The 26,470-nt window shown below is 69.9% G+C and carries 21 protein-coding genes; 5 read left to right on the plus strand and 16 right to left on the minus strand.

Annotated features, from left to right (window positions below; translation table 11 throughout):
* Nucleotides 1-59 precede the first annotated feature (59 nt).
* Entirely contained in the window at nt 60-1,484 is a 1,425-nt protein-coding gene (locus ACWIFB_RS12245) for an alanine/glycine:cation symporter family protein (RefSeq protein ID WP_452098656.1), read from the minus strand.
* 57 nt (nt 1,485-1,541) lie between these two features.
* On the opposite strand from ACWIFB_RS12245, the gene ACWIFB_RS12250 reads away from it, so the two are divergent.
* The gene (locus tag ACWIFB_RS12250; RefSeq protein WP_230931434.1) at nt 1,542-1,823 is read left to right on the plus strand and encodes a chorismate mutase; all 282 of its coding nucleotides are present in this window, start codon (nt 1,542-1,544) and stop codon (nt 1,821-1,823) included.
* A 34-nt stretch (nt 1,824-1,857) separates the two neighbouring features.
* On the opposite strand, the gene ACWIFB_RS12255 is transcribed toward ACWIFB_RS12250, so the two are convergent.
* Nucleotides 1,858-2,475: a DUF5701 family protein gene (locus ACWIFB_RS12255; protein ID WP_452098655.1), complete on the minus strand. Its 618-nt coding sequence runs from the start codon at nt 2,473-2,475 to the stop codon at nt 1,858-1,860.
* A 126-nt stretch (nt 2,476-2,601) separates the two neighbouring features.
* Here ACWIFB_RS12255 and pgi point away from each other — a divergent pair, with 126 nt between their 5' ends.
* Complete coding sequence (pgi, locus tag ACWIFB_RS12260) at nt 2,602-4,260, plus strand: glucose-6-phosphate isomerase (protein WP_452098654.1); 1,659 nt, start codon at nt 2,602-2,604, stop codon at nt 4,258-4,260.
* A gap of 38 nt (nt 4,261-4,298) precedes the next feature.
* Here pgi and ACWIFB_RS12265 read toward each other — a convergent pair whose 3' ends face one another.
* The 9 genes from ACWIFB_RS12265 to ACWIFB_RS12305 form a co-directional block, all read right to left on the minus strand.
* Nucleotides 4,299-6,626: an FdhF/YdeP family oxidoreductase gene (locus ACWIFB_RS12265; protein WP_454058376.1), complete on the minus strand. Its 2,328-nt coding sequence runs from the start codon at nt 6,624-6,626 to the stop codon at nt 4,299-4,301.
* Nucleotides 6,627-6,695: 69 nt separating this feature from the next.
* A complete protein-coding gene (cydC, locus tag ACWIFB_RS12270) occupies nt 6,696-8,402 on the minus strand; it encodes a thiol reductant ABC exporter subunit CydC (RefSeq protein ID WP_454058377.1) in 1,707 nt (568 codons plus the stop codon).
* Entirely contained in the window at nt 8,399-10,210 is a 1,812-nt protein-coding gene (gene cydD / locus ACWIFB_RS12275) for a thiol reductant ABC exporter subunit CydD (protein WP_454058378.1), read from the minus strand. Before cydD ends, cydC begins: the two co-directional genes overlap by 4 nt.
* Nucleotides 10,207-11,223, minus strand: coding sequence for a cytochrome d ubiquinol oxidase subunit II (cydB, locus tag ACWIFB_RS12280; protein WP_454058379.1), 1,017 nt, complete (start codon nt 11,221-11,223; stop codon nt 10,207-10,209). The genes cydD and cydB overlap by 4 nt, the downstream gene beginning before the upstream one ends.
* Nucleotides 11,224-11,233: 10 nt before the next feature.
* The gene (locus ACWIFB_RS12285) at nt 11,234-12,811 is read right to left on the minus strand and encodes a cytochrome ubiquinol oxidase subunit I (RefSeq protein ID WP_454058380.1); all 1,578 of its coding nucleotides are present in this window, start codon (nt 12,809-12,811) and stop codon (nt 11,234-11,236) included.
* 126 nt (nt 12,812-12,937) lie between these two features.
* The gene (locus tag ACWIFB_RS12290) at nt 12,938-13,693 is read right to left on the minus strand and encodes an SDR family oxidoreductase (RefSeq protein ID WP_454058381.1); all 756 of its coding nucleotides are present in this window, start codon (nt 13,691-13,693) and stop codon (nt 12,938-12,940) included.
* On the minus strand, nt 13,690-14,565 hold the full coding sequence (locus tag ACWIFB_RS12295) for a DNA-formamidopyrimidine glycosylase family protein (protein WP_454058382.1): 876 nt from the start codon (nt 14,563-14,565) through the stop codon (nt 13,690-13,692). Before ACWIFB_RS12295 ends, ACWIFB_RS12290 begins: the two co-directional genes overlap by 4 nt.
* 3 nt (nt 14,566-14,568) lie before the next feature.
* A complete protein-coding gene (locus ACWIFB_RS12300; RefSeq protein ID WP_454058383.1) occupies nt 14,569-15,474 on the minus strand; it encodes a cation diffusion facilitator family transporter in 906 nt (301 codons plus the stop codon).
* Nucleotides 15,475-15,566: 92 nt separating this feature from the next.
* Nucleotides 15,567-20,327 carry an ATP-dependent helicase gene (locus tag ACWIFB_RS12305; RefSeq protein WP_454058384.1) on the minus strand — a complete coding sequence of 1,587 codons (4,761 nt, stop codon included), beginning with the start codon at nt 20,325-20,327 and terminating at the stop codon, nt 15,567-15,569.
* A gap of 65 nt (nt 20,328-20,392) precedes the next feature.
* Here ACWIFB_RS12305 and ACWIFB_RS12310 point away from each other — a divergent pair, with 65 nt between their 5' ends.
* The 3 genes from ACWIFB_RS12310 to ACWIFB_RS12320 all read left to right on the plus strand — a co-directional run bounded on the left by ACWIFB_RS12310 (nt 20,393) and on the right by ACWIFB_RS12320 (nt 22,566).
* Nucleotides 20,393-21,133, plus strand: coding sequence for a 3'(2'),5'-bisphosphate nucleotidase CysQ (locus ACWIFB_RS12310; RefSeq protein ID WP_454058385.1), 741 nt, complete (start codon nt 20,393-20,395; stop codon nt 21,131-21,133).
* A gap of 61 nt (nt 21,134-21,194) precedes the next feature.
* On the plus strand, nt 21,195-21,995 hold the full coding sequence (locus ACWIFB_RS12315) for a thymidylate synthase (protein ID WP_452098642.1): 801 nt from the start codon (nt 21,195-21,197) through the stop codon (nt 21,993-21,995).
* Between the two features lie 28 nt (nt 21,996-22,023).
* Nucleotides 22,024-22,566, plus strand: coding sequence for a dihydrofolate reductase (locus tag ACWIFB_RS12320; RefSeq protein WP_452098641.1), 543 nt, complete (start codon nt 22,024-22,026; stop codon nt 22,564-22,566).
* A gap of 12 nt (nt 22,567-22,578) precedes the next feature.
* Here the strand turns inward: ACWIFB_RS12320 and ACWIFB_RS12325 are convergent, their stop codons facing one another.
* From ACWIFB_RS12325 to ACWIFB_RS12345, 5 genes are all read right to left on the minus strand, one after another.
* Nucleotides 22,579-23,223 (minus strand): DUF1707 SHOCT-like domain-containing protein, encoded by a 645-nt coding sequence (locus tag ACWIFB_RS12325; RefSeq protein ID WP_452098640.1) that lies wholly within the window; start codon nt 23,221-23,223, stop codon nt 22,579-22,581.
* A gap of 67 nt (nt 23,224-23,290) precedes the next feature.
* Nucleotides 23,291-23,557 carry a metal-sensitive transcriptional regulator gene (locus ACWIFB_RS12330; protein ID WP_230931445.1) on the minus strand — a complete coding sequence of 89 codons (267 nt, stop codon included), beginning with the start codon at nt 23,555-23,557 and terminating at the stop codon, nt 23,291-23,293.
* 175 nt (nt 23,558-23,732) lie between these two features.
* Entirely contained in the window at nt 23,733-24,854 is a 1,122-nt protein-coding gene (locus ACWIFB_RS12335) for an NDMA-dependent alcohol dehydrogenase (RefSeq protein WP_230931446.1), read from the minus strand.
* Nucleotides 24,855-25,024: 170 nt separating this feature from the next.
* Nucleotides 25,025-25,408: a thioredoxin gene (gene trxA / locus ACWIFB_RS12340; protein WP_230931447.1), complete on the minus strand. Its 384-nt coding sequence runs from the start codon at nt 25,406-25,408 to the stop codon at nt 25,025-25,027.
* Between the two features lie 123 nt (nt 25,409-25,531).
* A complete protein-coding gene (locus ACWIFB_RS12345; protein ID WP_454058386.1) occupies nt 25,532-26,431 on the minus strand; it encodes an alpha/beta fold hydrolase in 900 nt (299 codons plus the stop codon).
* Nucleotides 26,432-26,470: the final 39 nt, after the last annotated feature.

Genomic DNA, 26,470 nt, shown 5'->3' on the forward strand with positions numbered 1-26,470 from the left:
CTACCCACCGGGTCCGACACCCGGCCCGCCCGACGGATCAGGCCCGGCTCAGCCGGCGATCACCGCTGACCGGCCCCCATGAACTCCTCCACCTGCGACGCCGTCGCGGTGAGCTTCGGGTCGTTGTCGAGGTAGTAGCGGGTCTCCCGCACGATGAGCCCCGACAGCACCAACAGTCCGATGAGGTTCGGGATCGCCATGAGGCCGTTCATCACGTCGGCGAAGTTCCACACCACCTCGAGCTCGGTGACCGCACCGATGAACACCACGCAGGTGAATACCAGGCGGTACGGGACCACGCCCCGCGCACCGACCAACCGTTCCATGCACCGCTCGCCGTAGTACGACCAGCCGAGGATGGTGGAGAAGGCGAAGAACGCGATGGACACCGCCACCAGCTTGTCGCCCTCCGGCATCGCCAGGGCGAAGGCGTCGGCGGTCATGGTGCCGGCGCGATCCCCGCCCTCACGCCACGTTCCCGAGGTGACCAGCACGAGGCCGGTGAAGGTGACGACGATGATCGTGTCGATGAACGTCTGCGTCATCGACACCAGTCCCTGCCTGGTGGGGTGGGAGGTCTTGGCCGCGGCGGCCGCGATCGCCGCCGAGCCCATGCCGGACTCGTTGGAGAAGATGCCGCGGGCCACACCCATCTGGATGGCGTACAGGATCGCCGAGCCGGCGAAGCCGCCGACGGCGGAGGTACCGGTGAAGGCGTCGGAGAAGATCTGCCCGAAGGCGCCGGGGATCTGTTCGGCGTTGACGACCAGCACGATCAGGCCGCCGACGATGTACAGCACGATCATCAGCGGCACGAACCCGGCGGTGACCCGGCCGATCGACTTGATTCCGCCGAGCAGAACCGCACCGGTGAGGACGAACAGGATGATGCCGGTAGTCACGTGCGGGACCCCGAACGAGTTCTCCATCTGGGTGGCCACGGCGTTGCCCTGCGTCATGTTGCCGATGCCGAAACTGGCCAGCACCGCGAACACGGCGAACACGATCGACATGACGAGCCCGATCCGGCCGCCGGTCCGTCCGAAGACTTCCTTGAATCCACGGTGCAGGTAGTACTGCGGGCCGCCGGACTGCTCGCCGCGCGCATCGGTGACGCGGTAGCGCACGCCGAGGAACGCCTCGGAATACTTGGAGGCCATGCCCAGCAGGGCGGTCACCCACATCCAGAACAGCGCGCCCGGCCCGCCGAGCGCGATGGCCGTGGCCACGCCCACGATGTTGCCCACGCCCACCGTCGCGGCGAGCGCGGTGGTGAGCGCCTGGTACTGGGAGATGTCGCCGGCGCCGCCGTCGTCCTTGCGTTTGATCAGGCCCAGCCGAAGCGCGGGTCCGAGCTCGCGGAACTGCAGCATCCGCAACCGGATCGTGAGGAACAGGCCCGTGCCGAGCAACAGCGGGATGAGGACGAAGGGGCCCCAGATCACCGATCCGATGTCGGCGAGGAGCGTACTGAAATTTTCCACGGGGGAACAGTAGACGCCCGCGCACCGGTTCCGGGGCGCAGTGGGATAATTCCTCCCATGAGCACCGACCCCGCCGGGACCGACGATCCCCTGTCCGAGGCCGAGATCCAGGAGCTACGCCTGGAGATCGATCGCCTGGACGCCCTGATCCTCGACTCGATCCAGCGTCGCAGTGAAATCTCCAGGCGCATCGGCCGCACCCGGATGCAGTCGGGCGGCACCAAGCTCGTCCACACGCGCGAACTCAAGGTCTACCAGCGCTTCTCCGCTCTCGGCCAGGAGGGCCAGACCCTCGCGGGGATGCTGCTGCGGCTGGGCCGCGGCCGGCTCGGCCAGTAGCCGGCACCGGCCCGCGGAACGGCCCGGCCCGCGATCAGGCCGGACCGCGCCGCCCGGACGTCGAGGCGAACCCGAGCCACGTGTGGTGGTTGCCCGCCCAGCACCAGCCGACTTTGGGCGCGCCCTTGTTCTCCCGCCCGTCGCGCCCGGTCCCGCCGCTGATCCACAGCGCGGGGGTCCGTGAGTCGAGGCCTCCGGCGGCCTTGCGCTTGCGGGAGCCGATGCACATGAAGCACGCGCCGGGCTCGAGTGTCTCGGGTTGCTGGAGCAGCCAGCTGACGCCCTCGGAGATGGTCAACGGCGTGCGGCCGCGCGCGGTCAGTTCGGGATGCGCGTCGGCGGGGGTCCACCCGAGCATGTCGTCGCCGCGGGTCACGTCGTCGACGAGGTAGAGCGGGGCGTCGGGCAGGGTGATGTCGTCCGTGGGGGTAAAGTCCGCCAGGTCCGACATGTCGACGACGACGAAGCCCGCCTTCCCCTCACGGCGCATGAGTTCGGCGAGCCGGGCGGTCGGAACGAGCGACGGATGGACGGCCAGCACCGTCCGCGCCGCCCGGACGTCCTGATCGGACCGGTCATGGGAGTCGAGCAGTCCCGCAGCGTGGGCCCGCAGTTGATCGTCGGAGAGCCCGGCCAGCGTCGGGACGCCCAACTCGATGAGTCTCTCGGTCTGGCCGGTGATCGTGAGAGGGGACGGGGAAACGGCGGGATGAACTATAGGGGGCACGTCTGTGGAACGAGCGGTACGAGGGTGGCATTCCCGACTAGCCTCAGACGTATGATGGACATCAGCACGACCGATCAATGGACAGCTGTAGAGGAACTCGTCGCCCCCATCGGAGAGGTGTCACTGCGGGAGCTGTTCGCCGAGGACCCGGAGCGTGGCCGTCGGCTGTCGATCACTGCCGGTGACCTGCACATCGACCTGTCCAAGAACCTGGTCACCGACGAGATCCTCACCGCCCTGACGGAGTTGGCCGACATCGCACGGTTGCCGGCGCAACGAGCCGCGATGTTCCGGGGTGACCACATCAACACGACCGAGGACAGGGCGGTCCTGCATACCGCGCTCCGGCTCCCGGCCGGGGCCGACCTCGTCGTCGACGGCCAGGACGTGGTCTCGGACGTCCACGCGGTCCTCGACCGCATGGCCGCCTTCGCCGGACGCGTGCGCTCCGGAGACTGGCGCGGCCACACCGGCCAGCGCATCGACACGGTCATCAACATCGGCATCGGCGGGTCCGACCTGGGCCCGGTGATGGTCGACAAGGCGCTGCGGCACCTCCAGACCGACGGCATCCGCGCCCACTACGTCTCGAACGTCGACCCGGCCGACCTGTCGGCGACCCTCGCCGTAGTGGACCCCGCCACCACCATGGTCGTGGTGGCCTCCAAGACCTTCACCACCCAGGAGACCATGGCCAACGCGCACGCCGCGCGGCGGCACTTCGTCGAGGCGCTGGGGTCGGAGGACGCGATCGCCTCGCACTTCGTCGCCGTCTCGACCGCCGCCGACGAGGTCGCGGCGTTCGGGATCGACGCGGGCCACATGTTCGAGTTCTGGGACTGGGTCGGCGGACGATACTCGGTGTCGTCGGCAATCGGGCTGTCGGTGATGCTCACGGCGGGGGCGCCGGCGTTCATCGAGCTCCTCGAGGGTTTCCACACCATGGACCTGCACTTCGCCACCGAGGCGCCCGAGCACAACGCGCCGGTCCTCATGGCGCTGCTCGGTATCTGGTACACGTGCTTCCTCGGCGCGCAGTCTAAGGCCGTCATCCCCTACGTGCAGGACCTGGCGCGGTTCCCGGCGTACCTCCAGCAGCTCACCATGGAGTCGCTGGGCAAGTCCGTCCGCCTCGACGGCTCGGACGTGTCGTACCCGACCGGCGAGGTCTACTGGGGCGAGGCGGGCACCAACGGGCAGCACGCCTTCTTCCAGCTGCTGCACCAGGGGACCCAGCTCGTGCCCGTGGACTTCATCGGGGTCGCGATTCCGGGCGAGGATCTGGACGCCTATCCGTCCGGCAGGTCGGGACCGGTCTCGATGCATGACCTGCTGATGGCCAACATGTTCGCGCAGGCGCGAGTCCTGGCCTTCGGCAAGACCGAGGAAGAGGCTCTCGCCGACGGCGTCGATCCCGCTCTGGCACCGCACAAGGTCATGCCCGGCAACCGGCCGAGTACCACGATCCTCGCGCCGTCGCTGTCCCCCGGCGTCGTGGGTCAGCTCATCGCCCTGTACGAGCACGTGGTGTTCTCGCAGGCGGCGATCCTGGGCATCAACGCGTTCGACCAGTGGGGCGTCGAGCTCGGCAAGGAGCAGGCCGGAACGCTGCTGACCTCGTTGACCGCCGAATCACACCCGGACCCGGCCTTCGACTCGTCCACGGACTCCCTGGTGGAGATCTACCGCGAGGCGCGCGGGCGACGCTGAGGCCGGCGGCCCTCCTCTGCGACGCCCGGCGCCGGGGGTTACCGCGCGACCGGGCGTCCGGTGGCCACCGGCGTCGTACCCGGCTCGAGGCGGATGACGATCTGCTTGGAGGTCGGGGTGTTGCATACGTCGGCGACGGCCTCGCGGTGGATGAGTTCGTTGCCCTCCGGGAAATACAGGGCTGCACAGCCGCGCGCCGAGGGATATCCCACCACCCGGTAGCCACGGAGAACCTTGTCCGGCAGCCCCGGCCACTCACTGAAGATGTCGACCGTCTGGCCGTCGCTCAAACCCAGGTCTGCCAGGTCATCGGGATTCACGAAGACCACGAAGCGGCCGTTGGAAATGCCGCGGTACCTGTCATTGAGGCTGTAGATGGTGGTGTTGTGCTGATCGTGGGCACGCATGGTCTGCAGGATCAGCCGTCCCTCGGGCACACGCAGGTGCTCGGCTCGATGAACGGTCAGCTGCGCCTTACCGGAGCGGGTCGGGAACGTACGGCTGTCCCGCGGCCCGTGGGCGAGAACGAAGCTGATCTCCTCCTCCATCCGGCCGTTGAAGTTCTCGAAGCCGGGGATCACCCGCGCGATCGAATCCCGGATCGTGTCGTAGTGCCGCTCGAAGCCCCGCCAATCGATGTCTCTCCCCCGCCCCTCCAGGACGCGCTCCGCCAGGCGGCAGATCACCGAGACGTCGGATAGGAGCCCGGGGGCGACCGGATCGAGTTCACCGCGACTCGCATTGATGCGGCACACCGTGTCCTCGGCGGTGACGTACTGCAGCAGCCCGTGCTGGACGTCCTTCTCCGTGCGACCGAGAACCGGGAGGATCAGCGCCTCGCGTCCGGTGACGATGTGGGAGCGGTTGAGCTTCGTCGCGACCTGGATGGTCAGATCAGCCCGGGCGATCCCCTCTTCGGCCCGCTTAGAGTCCGAGATCGCGGCGACGATGTTGCCGGCCATCGACATCATGACCTTGACCTCGCCGCGTTCGACGGCGTTCATGCTCGAGACGGTGTCGTGTCCGTGCGCGCGGGGCGGCTCGAAGTCGAACTCGGCAGCGAGGGAATCCAGGAACGAATCCGGCATCTGTTCCCAGATGCCCATCGTCCTGTCGCCCTGCACATTGCTGTGACCGCGGATCGGCGAGGCCCCGGCACCGGGCTTTCCGATGTTGCCGCGCAGCATCAGCAGATTCATGACCTCTGCGATGGTGGCGACACCCGTCTTGTGCTGCGTGATCCCCAGGCACCAGGTGATGATGGTGCCGTTCGACCTGATGTAGCGGTCGGCCAACGAGGCGATCTGCTCCTCCGTCAGCCCGGTGGCATCGAGGGCCTCCCGGTCGTCGGTGGCGAGGATGTGCTCGCGGTACGCCTCGAACCCCTCGCAGTAGGTGTCGAGGAAGTCGTGGTCGAGCACCGTGCCGGGCGCGGCCTCCTCGGCGAGGAGGACCCGCTTGGCCACGGCCTGGATCAGGTGCATGTCGCCGCCGCTACGGATCTGGAGGAACTCGTCGGCGAGCGTGGTGCCGTGCCCCACCAGACCATTCGGCCGCTGCGGATTCTTGTAGCGCAGGAGCGAGGCCTCCGGCAGCGGATTGACCGCGACCATCTCCCCACCGTTGATCTTGGTCTCCTCGAGCGCGTTGAGCATCCGAGGATGGTTGGTCCCGGGATTCTGGCCCATGACGATCACCAGGTCGGCCTTGCCGAAGTCGTCATACGAGATGGTCGACTTGCCCACACCGATGGCGGGCGTCATGCCGGCGCCCGTGGCCTCGTGGCACATGTTCGAGCAGTCCGGCAGGTTGTTGGTACCGAAGGCCCGCGCGAACAACTGGTAGAGGAAGGCCGGCTCGTTCATGATGCGGCCGCTCGTATAGAAGACGGCCTCGTCCGGAGACTCCAGGTCGCGGAGGTGACGCGCGGCGATGTCGAACGCCTCGTCCCACCCCACGGGGACGTAGTTGTCCGAGTCCGCGGCCTTGTACATCGGCTCGACAATGCGCCCCTGCTGACCCAGCCAGTACTCGGACTTGTCGCGCATGCTGGTCAGAGAATGCCCGGACCAGAACTCCCGCGGGATGGTCAGGGGCGTGGACTCCCACACGATGGACTTGATGCCGTTCTCGCAGAACTCGAGCGGCTTGCTGTGGTCCGGGTTGGCCCACGCACAGCTCGGACAGTCGAAACCCCGCTTGTGGTTGATGGTCAGGGAGACCTTGGCGGTCCGTCCGGTGCCCATCTCCTCCTCGGACGGGATCATCGCGTGCTCGATCGCGGGCAGCCCGACCGCCCAGGTGGCGCGCTTGCCGACCTTGAGGTTAGCGTCGGTGAAATCGTCACTCGGGGCTGAAGGATGCATCGGTCTGCCTCACTGCTGAACTCGAAGGGTTGAATCGACGAATCATGAGAACCATCTCATATTCTCGTATCACTGTTTTCGGAAAGCCGAAACGGGGGGCCGGGACGTCCCCGGTGATGGGTGAGGTCGCGCGGCGACCCTGATCCGCGCATCTGGTGCCACGCCCTCCGGCTGGCGATGCGTCACCACGACGACCGTCCGGTCCGGGGCCACCAGGCCCGATCCGCGATCGAGGAGACGACGCTGCAGGTCGGCGGCATCGGCATCGTCAAGATGCTCGGCGGGCTCGTCGAGGAGCAGGATCCGCGCCGGGGAGACCAAAGCCCTCGCCAGCAGGATCCTGCGGCGCTGCCCTCCGGAGACGGTGTGCGCGCCGGCCGCCAGGGTCGTGTGGACGCCATCGGGCAGCCCGCTCACCCATCGCCCCAGCCCGACCGCCTCCAGCGCGGCGCGGGCCTCGGCCTCGTCGACGTCTCCGCGGGCGACCCGCAGGTTCTCGAGAATCGACGTGTCGAACAGGTGGGCGTCCTCGGCGAAGAAGCTGACAGTCCGGCGCACCGCGTCCGGCGCGTACCGGTCGAGCGCCCGCCCGTCGAGGGTGACGGTGCCCGCGCGGGGCGGGAGAAGCCCCGCCAGGGTCATCAGCAGCGTCGTCTTCCCGCTGCCGCTGCCACCGACGATCACGACCCGGGCGCCGGGCGCCAGGTCCGCGTCGATCGGCTCGGTGACCGGCCGTCCCGGCCATCCGCCCTGCAGTCCGACCGCGCGGAGCACGCCCGGCCCGTCGATCTCCGCGCCGCCGTGGGCTACGGGTTCGTCGGCGCGGTCGAGCAGGTCGTTCACCCGGCGCGCCGAGAGCTGCGCGCGCAGCAGTGCCAGGGCGGCGGCCGGGAGCGGCGCGGTGGCCTCGAACGCCGACAACGGCAGCAGCACGAGCACGCCGAGCATGGTGGGGCTCATCGTCCCGGGACCGGAGCCGAAGACGGTCAACCCGATCAACAACGCACCCAGCAGGCTGGCCCCCATGGCCAGAGGGGCTGCCGCGTCCGCCCAGGCGGCCGGAACCGCGGCGCGGTCCGTTGCGCGGAGAGCCGTGAGGTTCGCCTCCCCCGCGCGGGATATCGGCGCACCGAGCTGGCCCGCGACCCGCAGCTCGGCGGCGTGGTCGACCGCGGTGACCGCGTTCTCGGTGAACCGGGCCCGCGCGTCATCACCGTCGGATTCGGCGTCGGTGGCGGCGCGGGCGCCGAGCCACGGAGCGACGACCCCGGCGATAACCAGCGCGATCGCGAGAACCAGCCCGGCGGCCGGCGCGATCACCCCCACGGTGATGACGGCCGCGACCGAGAGCAGGGCAGCGACCGACATGGGGATCAACGCGCGTACCACCACGTCGCCCAGGGCATCGACGTCGGCGCCGGTGCGGGTGAGCAGGTCACCGCGTGTGAGGCCGGCGGTGGCGGCGGGATCCCCCGCGGCGAGGCGGCGGTACACCTGTGTGCGCGCCGCCGTGGTTCCGCGCAGCGCGGTGTCGTGGGTGGCGAGCCGCTCCAGGTACCGGAAGAGGCCGCGGGAGATGCCGAGCGCACGCACGGCGACGACCGCCACGGTGAGATCGAGGACCGGCGGCATCTGCCACGCACGAATGATCAGCCAGGCGGACAGCCCCGCCAGCAGCAGGGCACTCCCGAGCGTCGCGGTGCCGGTCGCGATCGAGATCAGCACCCTACGCCGGTCGAGTTCGAGTAGGGCCATGGCCCGTCGCAGGTCTGTCATCCCACGCCATCCCCCGCGACCACCGTGTTCGCGTCGGACCGGACCCGGACGATCTCGTCCGCGATCGCGAGCAGGCTCGGCCGGTGCGCCACCACGATCACGGTGCGGCCGGACCGCGCCAGCTCCACCAGGCTGTCGAGCACGCGAGCCTCCGACGTCGCGTCGAGGTGTGCGGTGGGCTCGTCCAGCAACAGCACCGGACGGTCCGAGGCGAGGGTACGTGTGAGGGCCAGCCGCTGGCGCTGGCCGAGCGACAGGCCGGTGCCGTCCACGCCGACGACGGTGTCCCACCCGTGCGGACACTCCGCGAGGACCTCGTCGAAGCCGGTCGCCGCGCAGACGTCGTCGAGTCCCAGATCGCCCGGGGCGACGCCGGCCAGCCCGAGGTTCTCCGCCAGGGTCCCGGGGAGCAGGACCGGGCGCTGAGGGAGCCAAGCGACCTGCCGCCACCAGCCGTCCCCCGCGACCACCGGCTCTCCGTCGATGGTGATCGAGCCCTCGTCAGGTTCGGCGAGCCCGAGCATCGCCAGCATCGTCGTCGTCTTACCAGCCCCGTTCTCACCGGTCAGGGCGGTGATCGCTCCGGGCCGACACCGCGCATCGAGGCGGTACGGCGCCCACCCGTCGCGCCCGGCCACCCCCAGCCCCTCGACCGTGACCTCGGGGGCGGTGATCCCGCGTCCGCCCGCCAGCGCCGCCGTCTCCGCCGTCTCCGCCGTCGCGGTTGCCTCTGTCGCAGCCACCCGAGACCTGTGGGCAGCCGACGCCGGGCCCCGGGCCGGGGTGTCGAGAACGCCGAAGGCCCGCCGGGCCGCGGCGAGCCCGTCCTCGGCCGCGTGGAACCGGGTGCCGACGTCGCGCAGCGGCCGGTACGCCTCCGGCGCGAGGACGAGCGCGATGATGCCGGCCTCCAGCGGCATCAACCCGTACACGAGCCGCATGCCGATCCCCACCGCCACCAGGGCCACGGACAGCGTCGCCAGGAACTCGAGCACCGTGCCCGACAGGAACGCCACCCGCAACGCCGACATGGTGGTGCGGCGGTGCGCCTCCCCGAGCTTGCGGATCCGACCCGACGGCCCCTTTTCCCTCCCCAGGGCGCGCAGTGTGGGCAGTCCGGCCAGGAGGTCGAGCAGCTGCGACGACAAGGTGGTCGTGGCCGCGAGTGTGCGTTCGGCCTTCCCCTTCGTCAGGTACCCGATCAGGATCATGAAGAGCGGGATCAGCGGCAGTGTCACCACGACGATGAGTGCCGACGCCACGTCGTGCAGGAAGATGACGACGATGACGACCGGTGTGAGGACCACCGCCGACAGCAGCGCGGGAACGTAGCCGGTGAGGTACTCGCGGAGTCCGTCGAGCCCCCGTGTGAGGACGACGACGATCTCCGTACGCCGTGGGTACAGCTGCTGAGGCGGAAAGCCCGTCGCCGCGTCCAGCACCTCCGACTCGAGGTCCGCGACGACCCGTGTCGCGGTCCGGTGGGCGTACCGCGAATGGAGCCAGCTCGCCGCCACCCGCACGGCGATCGCCGTGCCCAGCACCGTCAGCTCGGGGCCCCAGTCCTGCACGGACCGCGCGTCGGTGGTGATCGCGCCCGCGAGGATGCGGCCGATGGCCAGGGCGACGACCACCACCATCACCACGTCGAGCACCGCGGTGGCCACGGTCCACACCAGGTAGCCGCGGGCCGCCCGGGAATAGCGCCACAGGCGGGGGTCGATGGGCGCGTGACGGCCGTCGTTGCGGTCGGCGGACACCGTGGTGCCGGGCGCGTCGGCGGGGGCGGCGACAGTGCTCGTTGTCATACCGACACGGGCTCGGGATGGCTCTCCACGGAGATACGTTTACGGAACACCCAGTACGTCCAGCCCTGGTAGATCACCACCAGCGGGGTGAGGAACGCGGCCGCCCAGGTCATGATCGTGAGCGTGTAGTGGCCGGACGAGGCGTTCTCGATCGTCAGCGACCACGCGGGATCGAGCGTCGAGGGCATCACGTCGGGGAACAGCGAGCCGAACAGCAGCACGACGGTCGCGGCGATCGCCACGGTGCTGAACAGGAACGCCCACCCCTCGCGGGCCACGAAGGTCGCGGCCACCACGATGACCAGTGCCACCGCCGCCACCGCCAGGACGATCCACGTCCACCCGGCTCCGTACGCGAGCTGGGTCCACAGTCCGAATGCGCCGGCCACCACGAGCGCCGGGATCGACAGCCGTCGCGCCAGTGCGACCGCATCCGTCCGGAGCTGCCCGTCGGTCTTGAGCGCGAGGAACACCGCGCCGTGCAGAGCGAAGACGATCGCGGTGGTCGCGCCGCCGAGCAGGGCGTAGGGGTTGAGCAGGTTGAAGAACCCGCCGACATACTGCTTGTCGGCGTCGATCGGCACGCCGCGCACGATGTTGGCGAACGCCACACCCCACAGCACCGCGGGCACCCACGAACCGAAGATGATCCCGATGTCACAGCGCCGGCGCCACGTCGGGTCGTCGACCTTGCCCCGCCACTCGATCGCGCAGACCCGCACGATCAGGGCCAGCAGGATGAGCAACAGCGGCATGTAGAACCCGGAGAACAGGGTGGCGTACCAGTCCGGGAAGGCGGCGAAGAGCGCGCCGCCGGCGGTAATGAGCCAGACCTCGTTGCCGTCCCAGACCGGCCCGATGGTCTTCATCACCGCGCTGCGGCGCTCCGGCCCGTGCTTCCCGCGGCCCAGGACCGGCAGATGCATACCCACACCGAAATCGAAACCCTCGAGGACGAAGTAGCCGGTGAACAACACCGCGACGAGGATGAACCAGACTTCCTGAAGTCCCATGACTTATCCCCTAGTAGGCGAAGTTGAGCGAGTCGGGCTGTTCGTCATCGGAGCCATCGAGCCCCGGGACCTGTGAGTCCCCTGGTAATGGTCCGGCCATCGCGTGTTTACGCATCAACCAGAACCACACCACGGCCAGGACCGCGTACAGCAGGGTGAAGCTGACCAGCGAGGTGACGACCGTCGCAGCCGAATGGTTGGACACACCCTGGTCCACCGTCAGGCGGATCATGTCGACACCGGTCGGGTTCGGGTGCACCACCCAGGGTTGGCGGCCCATCTCAGTGAAGATCCAGCCCGCGCTGTTGGCCAGGAACGGGGTGGGGATCGCGATGAGCGCCAGCCAGCCGAACCACTTCTGGTCGGGGACCCGGCCCCGCCTCGTGAGCCACAGCCCCGCCAGGGCGAGAGCCGCGGAGCCGGCGGCGAACCCGATCATGGCGCGGAACGACCAGTAGGTGACGAACAGGTTCGGCTTGTAGTTTCCGGGACCGAACTGCTCCTCGTACTGCTCCTGCAGGTTCTCGACGCCCTGCAGGGTCACGCCCTCGAACTTGCCCTCGGCGAGAAAGGGCAGGACGAACGGGACTTCGATGAGATGGATGACGCTCTCGCAGTTGTTGTGAGTTCCGATCGTCAGGATGGAGAAGTCCGGATCCGTCTCGGTCTGGCACAGCGATTCGGCCGAGGCCATCTTCATGGGCTGCTGGTGGAACATGAGCTTGCCCTGGGCGTCGCCGGTGTAGGCGACGGCCAGACCAGCGATCACCATGGCGAGCAGGCCGAGGCGGGTCGCCGGGCGGAACACTCTCCGGGCCTGGTCCTCGAGGGCGGCCGCCTCGTCCAGCGCCGCGTCATCTCCCGGCGCCGAATCGTCGTCCGACACAGCGTGGCTCCCCGACCCCGCCCCGGCCCGGGACGCGGTAGGCGCCGAGGCCCGCAGCGCCGCGGCGCGGCGCATACTGCGCACCATCCACCAGCCGGCAATCCCGGTGACGAAGGTCGCGGCGGTGAGGAACCCACCGGTGATCACGTGGGGGAAGCCCCACAGGAGGGTGGGGTTGGTGAACAGCGCCCCGATGTCTTCCAGGCGCGCTCGCCCGGATTCGGCGTCATAGACGGCGCCGACGGGGTGCTGCATGAACGAGTTCGCCGCGATGATGAAGAAGCCGGAGACGTTCACCGCGATCGCGACCAGCCAGATGCAGGCGAGGTGCAGGAGCTTCGGCAGCCTGGTCCAGCCGAAGATCCACAGTCCGAGGAAGGTGGATTCGAGGAAGAACGCGACCAGCCCCTCGAGCGCCAGGGGCGCGCCGAAGACGTCCCCGACGAACCTGGAGTACTCGCTCCAGTTCATGCCGAACTGGAATTCCTGTACGAGGCCGGTGGCCACGCCGATCGCGAAGTTGATGAGGAACAGTTTGCCGAAGAACCGGGTCAGCTGCAGCCAGTGTTCCTTCCCGGTCGCCACCCACATCGTCTGCATGATCGCCACCAGTGGCGCGAGGCCGAGGGTGAGCGGAACGAAGATGAAGTGGTAAACGGTGGTGATCCCGAACTGCCATCGGGCCAGATCAAGAGCTTCCATGATTCCCCTGTCCAGTAGCCATCACGCTCAGCTGTGCATTAAGGATCACTTCTACTCGAACCGGGATGCCGATAGCATCGATTCGGGAAAAGGGGGCTGACCACCGCGGCGGTGCCACCCCCGCGGTCAGACGAAGCGGCGGCTGATCTTCTCAGGAAGTGCTGTCAGCAACGGCCCGAGCGCCCTCCAGGGTTTCGCCGGCACGAGCGCGCGGACGGGTTCGGCGTCGATGGTCTTGACCAGAGCGTCCACCCCCTCGTCGAACTCGGTCATGAGTGCGGTCTTGACCGAACGGTTGATGTCGGTACGGATGTACCCGGGCAGGATGTCGGACACCGTGATGTCGCTTCCGGCGCTGTCGAGCTCGGCGTACAGCCCCTGCGCGAGCGACGACACGAAGGCCTTGGACGCCCCGTAGGTGTTCTGCGCCTTGGGCATCCCCCGGAGCGCGCTCACCGACGAGATGAACACCAGGTGCCCCTCGCCGCGCTTCCGCAACAGCGCCGTGGCCGCCTCGGCCTGGTTGAGCGTGCCGACCGCGTTGACCATGGCGGTCTCGCGGTTCGCATGGGCCTTGCCCGTCCCGATGGACGCCCCTTTGCCCAGGCCGGCGTTGAGGACGAACCGGTCGATGCCACCCAACTCGTCGTCGAGCTCACCGAAGACCCGCTCGACGGCGTCGCCGTCGACCACGTCCAGCTCCCGCACCGCCACGCGGATCGCCGGATTCGCCGCGACGAGCTCGTCGCGCAGCTCCTCCAGGCGGTCCAGGCGCCGAGCGCACAGGGCGAGGTTCTTGCCCCGGGCGGCCCACCGGCGGGCCATGCCCTCGCCGAGTCCGGAACTGGCTCCGGTGATCAGTATGGTGTTGCGATCGGTCACGTGTTCTCCTCCGTCGGGTCCGCGCCCAGTGTGGCACGGCGGGGCTGGCACGACGGGCAGCTGTAAGCGATGCGATCCAGCGAGTCGGAGGGCTCGGCGGGATCCGCGCGACCTCCCAGTCGGTACGTCTCCACGAGCGTCCCGCACCGCCTGCACGGCCGGCCGTCGCGCCCGTACACCCACAGCTCGCGGCCGCGCCTGGTGTCGCCGGTGGTGACCCGGACCACGCGATCGGCGTTGGCGACGAGCATCCGCCGCGCGAGGGTGACGACGGCGGGCAGATCCGGCACCGCCCCGACGGGGTCGCGTGGATCGATGCCGCGGAGGAAGCACAACTCGGCGCGATAGATCGTGCCGATGCCGGCGAGATTGTGCTGGTCGAGTAGCGCCTCGCCGACGGTCCGCGTGGGCCGCTCCTCCAGCCGCCGCACGACCTCGGCGGTGCTCGCGCGCGGATCCCAGTCGTCGCCCAGGAGATCGGGGCCGAGGTGCGCGACGGCGTCGTCCGCCTCGTCGGGGGTCAACGCGCGGAGCAACCCGAGCTCGGTGCCGACCACCTCCACGTCCCCGGCGCGCAGGACGAGCCGGGCGGTGTGTGCGGGGAACCGCCACCGCTCGCCTGCGCGGAGCACGAGCACGCGCCCTTCCATCTTGAGGTGGATGTGGAGGGTCACGGGGTCGCGGCCAGACCGGTCGGGGCCGACGACGACGAAGAGGTGCTTACCCCGGGACCGGACCCCCTGCACGGTGCGGCCGACCAGATCCATCGCCGCGAATCGCGGCACCCGGAGCTCGGCCCGATCCAGGGTGCGGCCGGCCAGCACCCGGTGGGCCCGTGCGGCCGCCCGGTGGACAGTGTCGCCTTCAGGCACCGCTCACCAACCCGGCCGACCGCAGGCCACGGCGCCCCGGGCCTCGACCTGAACCGTCACATGCGCGAGACCGTGCCTGTCACGAAGAATCTCCTGAGCCGACTCGAGCATCCCGGCATGGTCAGTGCCCACGTCCGCGACGAGGTGCACGGTGGCGACGTCCATGCCGGAGGTCAGGGTCCACAGGTGGAGGTCGTGGACCTCGACGACGCCGTCGAGGTGACGGAGGTCGGCATCCACCGCCGCGGGGTTCACGCCGTCCGGGGCGTGTTGCGCCAGCACCGCCAGGACCTGCCGACCGAGTGCCACCGCCCGGACGACGATGAACACGGCGATCGCGACCGCCACGACCAGATCCCAGACCGGCGACCCGGTGATCCGGATGAGGATCGCCGCGGCGATCACCCCGACGGACCCCGCCGCATCCGCCAGCACCTCGAGGTAGGCGCCGCGCACGGCCAGGCTCTCGGACTGGCCGCTGCGCAGGAGGAAGAGCGAGATGAGATTGACGACCAGCCCCAGCACGCCGACGAGCAGCATGGTGCCCGTCGCGACGGTGGCTTCCGAGCCGATCCTTCCGACGGCCTCGACCAGCACGTACACGCCCATCCCCAGCATGATGAGCACCGCCAGCCCGGACGCGAAGATCTCGACACGGTAATGGCCGAAGGTGCGCCGACCCGTCGAGTCGGGGCGCGCCGCGATGACCGTGGCCACGAGTGCGGCACCCAACGCCACCACGTCGGCACCCATGTGTCCGGCGTCGGAGAGCAGGGCCAACGACCCGGAAACCAGACCCGCGACCAACTCGACCACGAAGAACGTGGCGGTCAGGAGGAACGCCAGTCCCAAACGCGCCCGGTGGCGGGCCCCGGCATGTCCGGTTCCGTGTGCATGTCCTGCGCCCATGTCGGCCACCTCCTCAGTCCTGGAAACCGTGGGACATATGCATCAATGCGCATACTCTAACGCATGTGGCGGGCGACCCGCCATGGCGGAGGTCACCGCCGGATGCGCAGCCCCTTGGGGGTGATGCCGAATCCGGCCGACTGGAAGGCCGCCGCATAGGGCGAGACGTGCACCGTGTCACCGCCGAGGGTCGTGATGGTCAGCTGGCCCACGGCCCCCGAACCGACCGAGGCGGCCAGCGCTGTAGCCGCGAGGGGGACCGCGTCGTCGCGGTCGTCGAACACGAGTACCGTTCGACCGCCGCGCTCGACGAACAACACGCACAGTCCGTCGACCAGCACCACGAGCGCGCCCGCCTTCCGGCCCGGCCTGTGACGGGCGGCGGTGGCGGCCCCGGGGTCGGCCCCGGCGGTCGCGCTCACCACGGCGGGCCACGGCAGCGCGGCGCCGTAGGGATTCGCGGGGTCCGTCGCGGCCAGCACCCGGACGGCCGGGGCGTCGGTTCCCGAGGGCCAGGTGGTGTCATCGGCGGTGTCGTCGAGTGTGCGCAGTCGGTCGACGGTGTTGCCGGCGGCGAACTGGGCGGCGCCGAGCCCCTCGACGAAGTACCCGCGCCGGCACCGGCCGGCGTCCTCCATCTGCGCGAGCACCTTGTAGACGGCCGCGAACCCGCCCGGGATCTCCTCCGCTTCGACCGCGCCACGGGTCACCACGCCGTGCCGTGCCAGAAGTGTCTCGGCCCACGCGTGGGCCCGCAGGGTGGCGTCGGTGACCGGCTCGGGGACGAGTGACCATCGCCCGGCCAGCGCGGGCGGGGTGCGCATGCCCGCGGACATCCCTCCGGACAGCTGTGCCATCGAGGTCCGGCCCAGCCGCGCCCGACGTGGCCGGGCCGCCGATCGTGACGCACGGTGCGCGGTGCCCGTCCCCGACGGTCCACCGCCGGCCAGCACCGCACGCAGCGGCGCGAGGGTGTCGTTGGTGACCACGCCGTCCCACACCAGGTCCCACAGTGCATCGCGGACGGCACCCTCGGTCACGGCGACGTCTGTCGCCGCGCCATCGATCGCCGGCCCCTCGGTCACCGCAGCCCCGCTCTCCTCGTTCGGAGCACCGGCGGACGGTGCCGCCGGGTTCTTGACCGCGGCGACGACATCCCGGAAGAAGAGCGCCCCGCCCTGCAGTGCATCGACGACCGCCAGGTGTACCGCCCCTTCCGGCTGCGGCCGGTCCAGGGGCAGAGTGACGCCGGCGGTGTCCGTCGGATGCAGTGAGACCCAGCCGTCGCGGGTGCCCGCCCGACCGCGCCCGCACCAGATGATCTCGCCTCCGGCCAGGAGCTCGTCGAGCATCGCCGGAGAATAGTCGCGCACCCGGCGGGCCAGGATCAACGGCTCCAGCGCTGACGCGGGAACGGCCACGCCCTCGAGCTGTTCGATCACCGCGAGTACGCCGTCGACCCCCGACTCGCTGCCCGAGTCGACGTCCGCACCTGCGTCGACTCCGCCGCCCGCGCCCATCCCCTGCCAGCCAGGCAGGAACCGGCCCAGCGTCGAGTGGGAGACCGGCTCGATCTGACTCCGCAGCGCCGCCAGGGAGCGGCGGCGAACGTGGCGGAGTACCTCGGTGTCACACCACTCGGGCCCCGATGCACCCGGCCGGAACTCGCCGGCGAGCAGATCGCCGGAGGCCGTCAGGCGATCGAGCACCCCGCGGGCCACGGCCACGCCCAGGCCGAAACGCCCGGCCACCGCATCGGCCGTGAACGGGCCGTGGGTGCGCGCATAGCGGCGCACGAGTTCGCCGAGCGGATCCTCGACGTCACCGAGGAATGCCGAGAGGACCCCGGGCGGCGGGGGTACACCGAGGCCGTCGCGGAGGCGGGCCACGTCCTCCACCCCCGCCCACCACGTGCGCCCCGCATGCTCGACGGTCACAGCGCGCCCGGCGGAGGCCAGCGTGTCGATCCAGCCGGGCACGGCGCCCGCGTCCGTCGACCGCGCGGCGATCTCGTCGACAGTGAGAGGGCCGAGCAACCTCAGCAGATCCGCCACCGCCTCGGCGTCCCGCGCGGCCCGCTCGGGCTCGAGATGCTGCAATCTGCGTTCGACCGCGTCCAGGACCTCCTCGTCGAGCAGTTCCCGCAACTCGACGCGACCGAGCAGCTGGCCGAGCAGTGTGGGATCGATACTCAGCGCAGCGGCCCGCTTCTCGGCCAGCGGCGAGTCACCCTCGTAGACGAACGCCCCGACGTAGTCGAAGAGAAGGGACTGCGCGAACGGCGACGCCGACGGGGTGTCCACCTCGACGATCCGGACGGTCCGAGACGCGATCTCACCGAGCAGCTGCTCCAGCGCCGGCACATCGTAGACGTCCTGCAGGCACTCCCGGACCGCCTCGAGGATCATCGGGAAATCCGGGAACCGGCGGGCCACGTCGAGCAGCTGCGCCGACTTCTGACGCTGCTGCCACAGCGGCGCCCGCCGCCCCGGGTCCAGCCTCGGGAACAGCAGCGCGCGGGCCGAGCATTCGCGGAACCGCGAGGCGAACAGCGCCGATCCCCCGACATGCCGCGTCACGAGATCGACCGCCTCCTCGGCGTCAATCGCGAACGTCTCCGCTCCGGGGCGGGCGCCCACCTCGTCGTCGTCACCCATGTCCGGGACCCGCAGGATGATGCCGTCGTCGGACACCACCGGTACGGCGTCGAACCCGTGCGCAGCGGACAGGCGCGCGCGTACCGCCTCCGCCCACGGCCAGTGCACCCGAGCGCCGAACGGCGAGTGCAGCACCACGCGCCAGTCCCCCACCTCGTCGCGGAAGCGCTCGACCACCAGGGTCGTGTCACTCGGGACGTGCCCGGTGGACTCCCGCTGCTCGGCGAGGTAGCGGCGCAGGTTGGTGGCGGCGTTGACGTCCAGCCCCGCGGCGGACAGTCGATCGGTGACCGCGGAGTCGTCACCACCGGCGACCTCCCGCAGGAACCCACCCAACGCGCGCCCGAGCTCGGCGGGGCGCCCCTGGTCGTCCCCGAGCCAGAACGGCAGCCGGCCGGTCCCGCCCGGCGCCGGCGAGACCAGCACGCGGTCGTGGGTGATCTCCTCGACCCGCCAGCTGGAGGCGCCGAGCGCGAACACATCTCCCACCCGCGACTCGTAGACCATCTCCTCGTCGAGCTCGCCGACGCGGGCGGCCTTCTCCCCCACCATGAACACGCCGAACAGACCGCGATCCGGGATGGTCCCGCCGGAGGTGACCGCCAGGCGCTGGGCGCCGGGCCGCCCGGTGAGCGTCCCCGCGTCGCGGTCCCAGACCAACCGCGGCCGCAGCTCGGCGAAGTCCGCGGACGGGTACTTGCCGGCCAGCATGTCCAGGGTCGCCTCGAACGCCGACCGCGGCAGGCCCGCGAACGGTGCGGTCCGGCGCACGGCGGAGAACCACTCCTCGACGTCTATCGACTCGAGGGCGCACGCGGCCACGGTCTGCTGCGCCAGCACGTCCAGCGGATTGGCGATGACCGACAGTTCCTCGATGGCGCCGGCCAGCATCCGCTCGACCGTCACCGCGCTGTGGACCAGGTCCGCGCGGTGCTTGGGGAACACGGCGGCGCGGGAGACCTCACCCACCTGGTGGCCCGCGCGCCCGATGCGCTGCAGCCCCGACGCCACCGACGGCGGCGACTCGACCTGCACCACCAGGTCCACCGCGCCCATGTCGATACCCAGTTCCAGCGAGGACGTGGCCACCACCGCGCGGAGCCGTCCCGACTTGAGGGCGTCCTCGATCATCGCGCGGCGCTCCTTGGACACCGACCCGTGGTGCGCCATGGCCAGTTCCGGCGGCGCACCGCGCGTGACCTCGGACGGCACCATGATCTGCGCCGGCGGCCGCGCGGGCGGTTCCGGCAGCGACCCCGGGTCCGTGTCCTCGGCGTGGATCTCGTTGAGCCGCGCCGTGAGCCGCTCCGCCAGGCGCCGGGAGTTGACGAACACGATCGTCGAACGGTGCGCGGTGACCAGATCCACCACCTGCCGCTCGACATGCGGCCAGATCGACCCCTGACCCGCGGTGCCGGGTGGGGCGGCGACCTCCGGCGCGGCCGCGGACAGGTCCGTCATGTCCTCGACCGGCACTCGCACGGTGAGCTCGAAGCGCTTGTCCGACCTCGGCGCGACAACGGTCACCGGCCGCTCTCCGGCGAGGAAGCGCGCGACCTCCTCGTGTGGGCGCACCGTGGCGGACAGCCCCACCCGCTGCGCGGGCGTCTCCAGCAGCTCGTCGAGCCGCTCCAGGCTCAGCGCGAGATGGGCGCCGCGCTTGGTCCCGGCCACCGCGTGGATCTCGTCGATGATCACCGTGTCGACCCCTGTCAGGGTCTCGCGGGCGGCCGAGGTGAGCAGCAGGAACAGTGATTCCGGCGTGGTGACCAGCACGTGCGGCGGCCGGGTGCGCTGGCGGCGACGCTCCTCGGGCGGGGTGTCCCCGGTCCGGATCCCGACGGTGATCCCGGCGGTCTCGACGCCCTGTGCGGCGGCCTCGCGGGCGATCCCCGCGAGCGGGGCGCGGAGGTTGCGCTCCACGTCCACCGCGAGGGCCTTCAGCGGCGAGATGTACAGGACGCGCGTGCCGGGCGGGCGCTCGTCCCCCGCCGCGCCCGCACCGAGCAACAACCGGTCCAGCGCGGCGAGGAACGCCGAGAGGGTCTTCCCGGAACCGGTGGGCGCGACGACGAGCGTGTGCGAACCACCGCCGAGCGCGGACCACGCCCCCTCCTGCGCGGGGGTGGGCGCGCCGAACACGCCCCGGAACCACGAGGCGGTGGCCGGGTGGAACCGGTCCAGTACGTCGGACATGAACTCATGATGGCGTACGACTACGACACGGACCTGTCGGCCGCCCGGCTCCGTAGAGTGTGGGCATGCGCGATCTGGACGACAACGACCTCGCCTACTACCTCGCCACCGGTATCGGGGACATCGTCCGGGGAACCCGCGCCGGCGGCCTGTTGCACGGTCGGTCGCTCGCGCGGGTCGCCAACGAGGTCGCCCAGTGCTGGACCGACGAGGTGCTGTCCGTGCACCGACCGGACGACGGCACGCTCTCCGAGGGCGTATCCGATGATCGGTCCCGCCTCGACAAGTCCCGCGTGTGGATCATCGACGTGGTCGACGGGACCAAGGAGTTCTCCACCGGCCGCGCCGACTGGTCGGTGCACGTCGCGCTGGTCGTGGACGGCCGACCGACCCTCGGTTCCGTGGGCCTGCCCGACGGCCGCCGTGTGTTCCGCTCCGACGTGGTCGACCACGTCGAGGGCCCCCGGTCCGGAACCATGGTGATCAGCCGGAACAACCCGCCGGCGGGTGTCACCGCGGTCGCCGACTCCCTGGGTCTGACGGTGCGGCCGATGGGGTCGGCCGGCGCTAAGATGTTGTCCGTCCTCCTGGGCGACGCGGACGTCTACCTGCATGCCGGGGGTCAGAACGAGTGGGATCAGGCGGCGCCGGTCGCCGTCGCCCTCGCCTCGGGGCTGCACGCATCCCGCGTCGACGGCACCCCGATCCGGTTCAACAAACCCGACACCTACTCGCCCGACATCCTCGTGTGCCGCCCGGACATGACCGAGCAGGTTCTCGCGGCCGCCGCCTCGATGCAGCCCTGAACCGCCGCCCCGAGCAGGTCGCGACAGTGCAGGTCGTGGCCGGATCAGTAGACTGCCCCTCATGACCGTCCCCACCCCGTACGAGGATCTGCTGCGCCTGGTCCTGGAACAGGGAACCCCCAAGTCCGACCGCACGGGCACGGGTACCCGCAGCCTGTTCGGGCACCAGCTGCGCTACGACCTCACGCAGGGCTTCCCCCTCATCACCACCAAGCGCGTCCACTTCAAGTCGGTCGCGTATGAACTCCTGTGGTTCCTGCGTGGTGACTCCAACGTCGGCTTTCTGCGGGACAACGGCGTGAGCATCTGGGACGAGTGGGCGGACGCCGAGGGCGACCTCGGCCCGGTCTACGGCGTGCAGTGGCGCTCCTGGCCCACCCCGGACGGGAAACACATCGACCAGATCGCCTCGGCCGTCGACCTCCTGCGCACGGACCCGGACTCGCGGCGCAACATCGTGTCGGCGTGGAACGTCAGCGAGCTCGAGAACATGGCGTTGCCGCCGTGCCACCTGCTGTTCCAGTTCTATGTGGCCGACGGCAGGTTGAGCTGCCAGCTCTACCAGCGCAGCGCCGACCTGTTCCTCGGCGTGCCGTTCAACATCGCGTCCTACTCACTGCTGACCCACATGGTCGCGCAGCAGGTGGGTCTCGAGGTCGGCGAGTTCATCTGGACCGGCGGCGACTGTCACATCTATGACAATCACGTCGAGCAGGTCCGCACGCAGCTCTCGCGCGACCCGCTGCCCTACCCGCAGCTCGTCCTGCGCAAGGCGGACTCGATCTTCGACTACCGATTCGAGGACTTCGAAGTGGTGGGCTACGAGCACCATCCGGGCATCAAGGCCCCGGTCGCGGTCTGACCGCGGCCGCAGCGGGGAGCGACGCGACATGACGGTGCGGATGGTGTGGGCGCAGGCCCGCGGCGGGGTGATCGGCGACGGCCGCGATATGCCGTGGCACATCCCCGAGGACCTGGCCTTCTTCAAGCAGGCCACGCTTGGTCGGCCGGTGGTGATGGGTCGCGCCACGTGGGATTCGCTGCCGGAACGCTTCCGTCCACTGCCCGGCCGCCGGAACATCGTGTGCACGCGGGACCGCGCGTGGTCGGCCGAGGGGGCCGAGCGGGCGGGGTCTGTGTCCGAGGCGCTGGAGATGGCCGGTCCCGACGCCGCCGTGATGGGCGGCGGCCAGGTCTACGCCGCCGCGCTCGGTTCGGCCGACGAGTGCCTGGTCACCGAGATCGATGCCGACGCCCCCGGCTCCGTGCTCGCGCCCGACCTGGCCGGCGCGCAGGGCCACAGCGCGTGGGAGCAGGTCGAGGTGGGCGAGTGGATCACCGATCCGCGTAACCGCGTCGACGGGTACGACGACGACAACGCCGAGAACCCGATCCGGCATCGCCATACGGTGTGGCGCCGCCGGCGGTCCTGACCCGGCCGTGCGCTAGAACCACTTCCACGCCTTGGGGATCTTCTCGCCCGCGGCGAGGATCTTGATCTTCACCCCTGCCATGAAGCCGTTGATCTCGAAATCGAGATGCGGCCCGCCGTGGATCTCGTATTTGCCCTCGTCGATCTTGAGCTCCGACCAGGTGCGGTTACCGGTGATCGAGACCGACACCCCCGGCGGGAGCAGGATCTTCGCGTTGGCACCCCACAGATCCAGTTGGACGTGGGTGCGCGGCCGATCCACGACCGCCTCGCGGGCGTCGAGGTAGATCTCCCCCATCCATGAGGTGAGCCGGTAGTCGTCAGGCAGGAGCCACCGCCCCTCACGCTTGAGGGTGTCGAACACCGAGGTCTTCTTCTTGCTCTCGTCGACGGTGATCGCCGAACCCGGCCGCGTCGCCGGGGGCTGTGCGGACGCGGTGCGCGCCGGAGGCTGCAGGCCGTCGGGGTAACCCGGCTCGGCGGGCAGGCCGCTGAGCGCGACGTCGAGTTCCGCGGGACAGGTCGCGGCCCAGATCTTGGCCGCGCGGTCCGAGAATTCCGAGAGCGAGAGTTCCCCGCGTCCCACCATCGCCTCGAGGCGGCGCTGCGCCACCGTCCGCGGATCATGAAAGGAGTCGTCGTGCGCGCGTGAGGTCATGCCCCGACAATAGTGGTGCGATCCGATACCGCGCGCGCGGACACAGGTCAGCCGGTCGGCCGGACCGTCAGGCGAGGGAGAGGAAGAGTTTCTCCAGCTCGTCGAGGGTGACGCCGTTCTCGTCCGGCTCGCCCTCACGGATGACGCACTCCTGGATGTTCTCGCTGATGATCTTGAATCCAGCACGGTCGAGCGCCTTGGACACCGCGGCGAGCTGGGTGACGATGTCCTTGCAGGACTTCTCCTGTTCCACCATGTCGATCACGGCGTTGAGCTGGCCGCGTGCACGCCGCAGTCTGTTGAGTACCTGCTGTCGGGGATCGAGCGTCGCCATCAATGCACCTCTTCAGAAATTCCGGGCGGCACGGGATCGCCGCCGGTCTCGGGTCGGAGCCGGCGGAGACGCGAGACCCCCGTGGGCCCACCGGCAGGACCAGTGTACCCACGGGGGTATATCTGCGCGACCAGCGCGAGAGGTATCGCCCGGCCCGGACGGGCCGCTCGCCAGGTCAGTCGTCGTGGACGATGATGCCGCGGACCATCCCGTCGCCGCCGGCCTCCATCATCTCGTAGCCCTCGTTGACCTGGTCGAGGGTGAAGCGGTGGGTGACGAGCTCGTCCAGCTTGATCTGCTTCTCGTCCCAGAGCCTCAGGAGGTTGGGGATGTCGTAGAACGCGTTGGCGGAGCCGAACAGCGAGCCCTTGATGACCTTCTCGTACTGGGAGACGAACAGGCCGGTCAGGTTGATGGACTGGTTGTCGAGTCCGCCCATCGACGTGAGGACCACGACGCCACGCTTGCCCACCATGTCGACGGCGTCGGAGGTGACCTTGGCATCGGCGACGCCGATCGTGATGATGGCCTTCTCCGCCATGAGGCCCCACGTCAGGCCGGGAAGCTCGGCCTTGGCCTCGTCCGCGTCGGTGTAGAAGTGAGTGGCCCCGAACTCCATCGCCTTGGCCCGCTTCGACTCGTCGGTGTCGATGGCGATGATGAAGCGCGCTCCGGCGTGCTTGGCGCCCTGCACGGCATTGATACCGATGCCGCCGATCCCGAACACGACGACCGTGTCGCCGGCCTTGACCTCGGCCGAGTAGACGGACGAACCCCAGCCCGTGGTGACGCCGCAGCCGACCAGGGCGGCCACCTCGAAGGGGATCCAGTCCTGGATCTTGACCACCGAGTTCATGTTGGCCACGGTGTACTGCGAGAACGTGCCGAGGGTACACATGGCACCGGCGGTCTCACCGTTGTCGAGTGCGAACGGGTAGCGACCGTCGGCCATCACGCCGAAGGTGCCGTTGAGGCCGCCGTCGCACAGGTTGGACATGCCGCGCGCGCAGGCGGGGCACTTGCCACAGGCGGGGATGAAAGACCCCACGACATGGTCGCCGGGCTGGACGTGGGTGACACCCTCGCCCACGGCCTCGACCACGCCGGCGCCCTCATGGCCCACGACGATCGGGAGCCGGCCGGGCAGGTCACCGGTACGCATGTGCAGGTCGGAGTGGCACAGGCCGGCGACCTTCCACTTGACGAGCACCTCGCCGTAGTGGGGGCCGTCGAGTTCGGCCTCGACGATCTCGAACGGCTTGCCCAGCTCGCGGGCGATGACAGCCTTGGTCTTCATGCGGCTCCCTTTCGGACCTGCCGGATATCCCCCCGGCACTGAAACGTGTTCTCGTCACGATAACCCCTAATCGGCACGGGGTGTCATGCTTCCTAGAACACGTTCCAGCGCTCGGGAGGACCGCCGCGGTCAGACCTCGGCGAGCCCCTCGCGAGTGGTCGGCGGCCGGATCAGGGCTGCGCGTCGCCCTGCTGGGCCTGGGCCTCTTCGACGGCCGTGCGGACCTCGTCCATATCCAGACCCTTGATCTGGGCGACGAGATCGTCGAGCGCCTGCTCCGGGATGGCGCCGGAGTGGCGGAACACGGCGATGCCCTCACGGAACGCCATGAGCGTGGGGATCGACTGGATCTGCAGCATCGCGCCGAGCTGCTGCTCGGCGTCGGTGTCGACCTTGGCGAAGGTGATCTCGGGGTTCTTGCCCGACACCTTCTCGTACACCGGCCCGAACGCCTTGCACGGGCCGCACCACTCTGCCCAGAAGTCCACCAGGACGATGTCGTTCTCGGTGACGGTCTGCTCGAACTCGGCGGTCGTGATGTCGACGGTGGTCATGGGAATGCCTCCTTGCGGGACGGGGCGACTCTCGTCCCGTCATGCCGTGGCCGCCAGCCTACGGACAGGCCGCGTCCGCGACGACCTTCCGGCGCTGACAGTCCCAACACCGCCCGTTCGGGGTTATTCCCCGGGCGTACCCACGATCTCGGTGAGGAACCACTCGAGCTGGTCGAGGAACACCGCGTTGTCGTCTCCGGCCACCATGTGGCCCGCCTCGGGGACCTCCATCGTGTAGGCGTGCGGGAGCAACTCGAGCAGGTGCCGGACCGTGTCGTCGCTGACGATGTCGGAGGCGGAGCCGCGGATGAGAAGGGTCGGCTGCTGGATCTTCGGCACGAGGGTCTCGAAGAAGGCGTTGCCGATCTCGGCGTTGTCCGCGGAGGCGTTGCCGGCAAACCGCGGGTCCCAGTGCCAGTGCCACCGCCCGTCCTCGCGGAGCCGGAGGTTCTTGCGCAGGCCGTCGGTGTTGGACGGGCGCTTGCGGTGCGGTTGGTACGCGGCGATCGCATCGGCCGCCTCGTCGAGGCTGGCGAAGCCGTCGAAGCCGGAGCGCATGAACTCCCCGATCCGCTGGACGCCGGCCGCCTCGATCCTCGGGGTGACGTCGACGAGCACCAGGGCCCTCGCGACGTCGGCGCCGGAACCGAGCGACAGCATGGCCGTCATCCCACCGAGCGAGGCCCCGACGATGACCGGTCGCCGTGCGACGAACCGATCGGCGATGATCGCGTCGAGGTCCTCGGCCATGCGGTGGATGTCGTAGTCGCCCTCGGGGTCCCAGTCACTGTCGCCGTGACCGCGCGCGTCCATCGCGGTGACCCGGTATCCCTCCCCGACCAGCCGCCGGGCCGCCCGGGACCAGGCGTGGCGGGTCTGCGCGCCGCCGTGGAGCATGAGGATGTCGTCGACCGCGGCGCCGTCGGGCCCGGCCGGCTCCCAGACCTCGCCGACCAGCGTCACCCCGGCGTCTCGCGCGACGGTGAATCGCCGTGGTTCGACCGCCGTGTCGGTACCTGTCATGCGCACGCCTCCCGGTCCGCTGCCCACCCCGTCGATGGA

The organism is Dietzia sp. NPDC055340, from assembly GCF_053645335.1.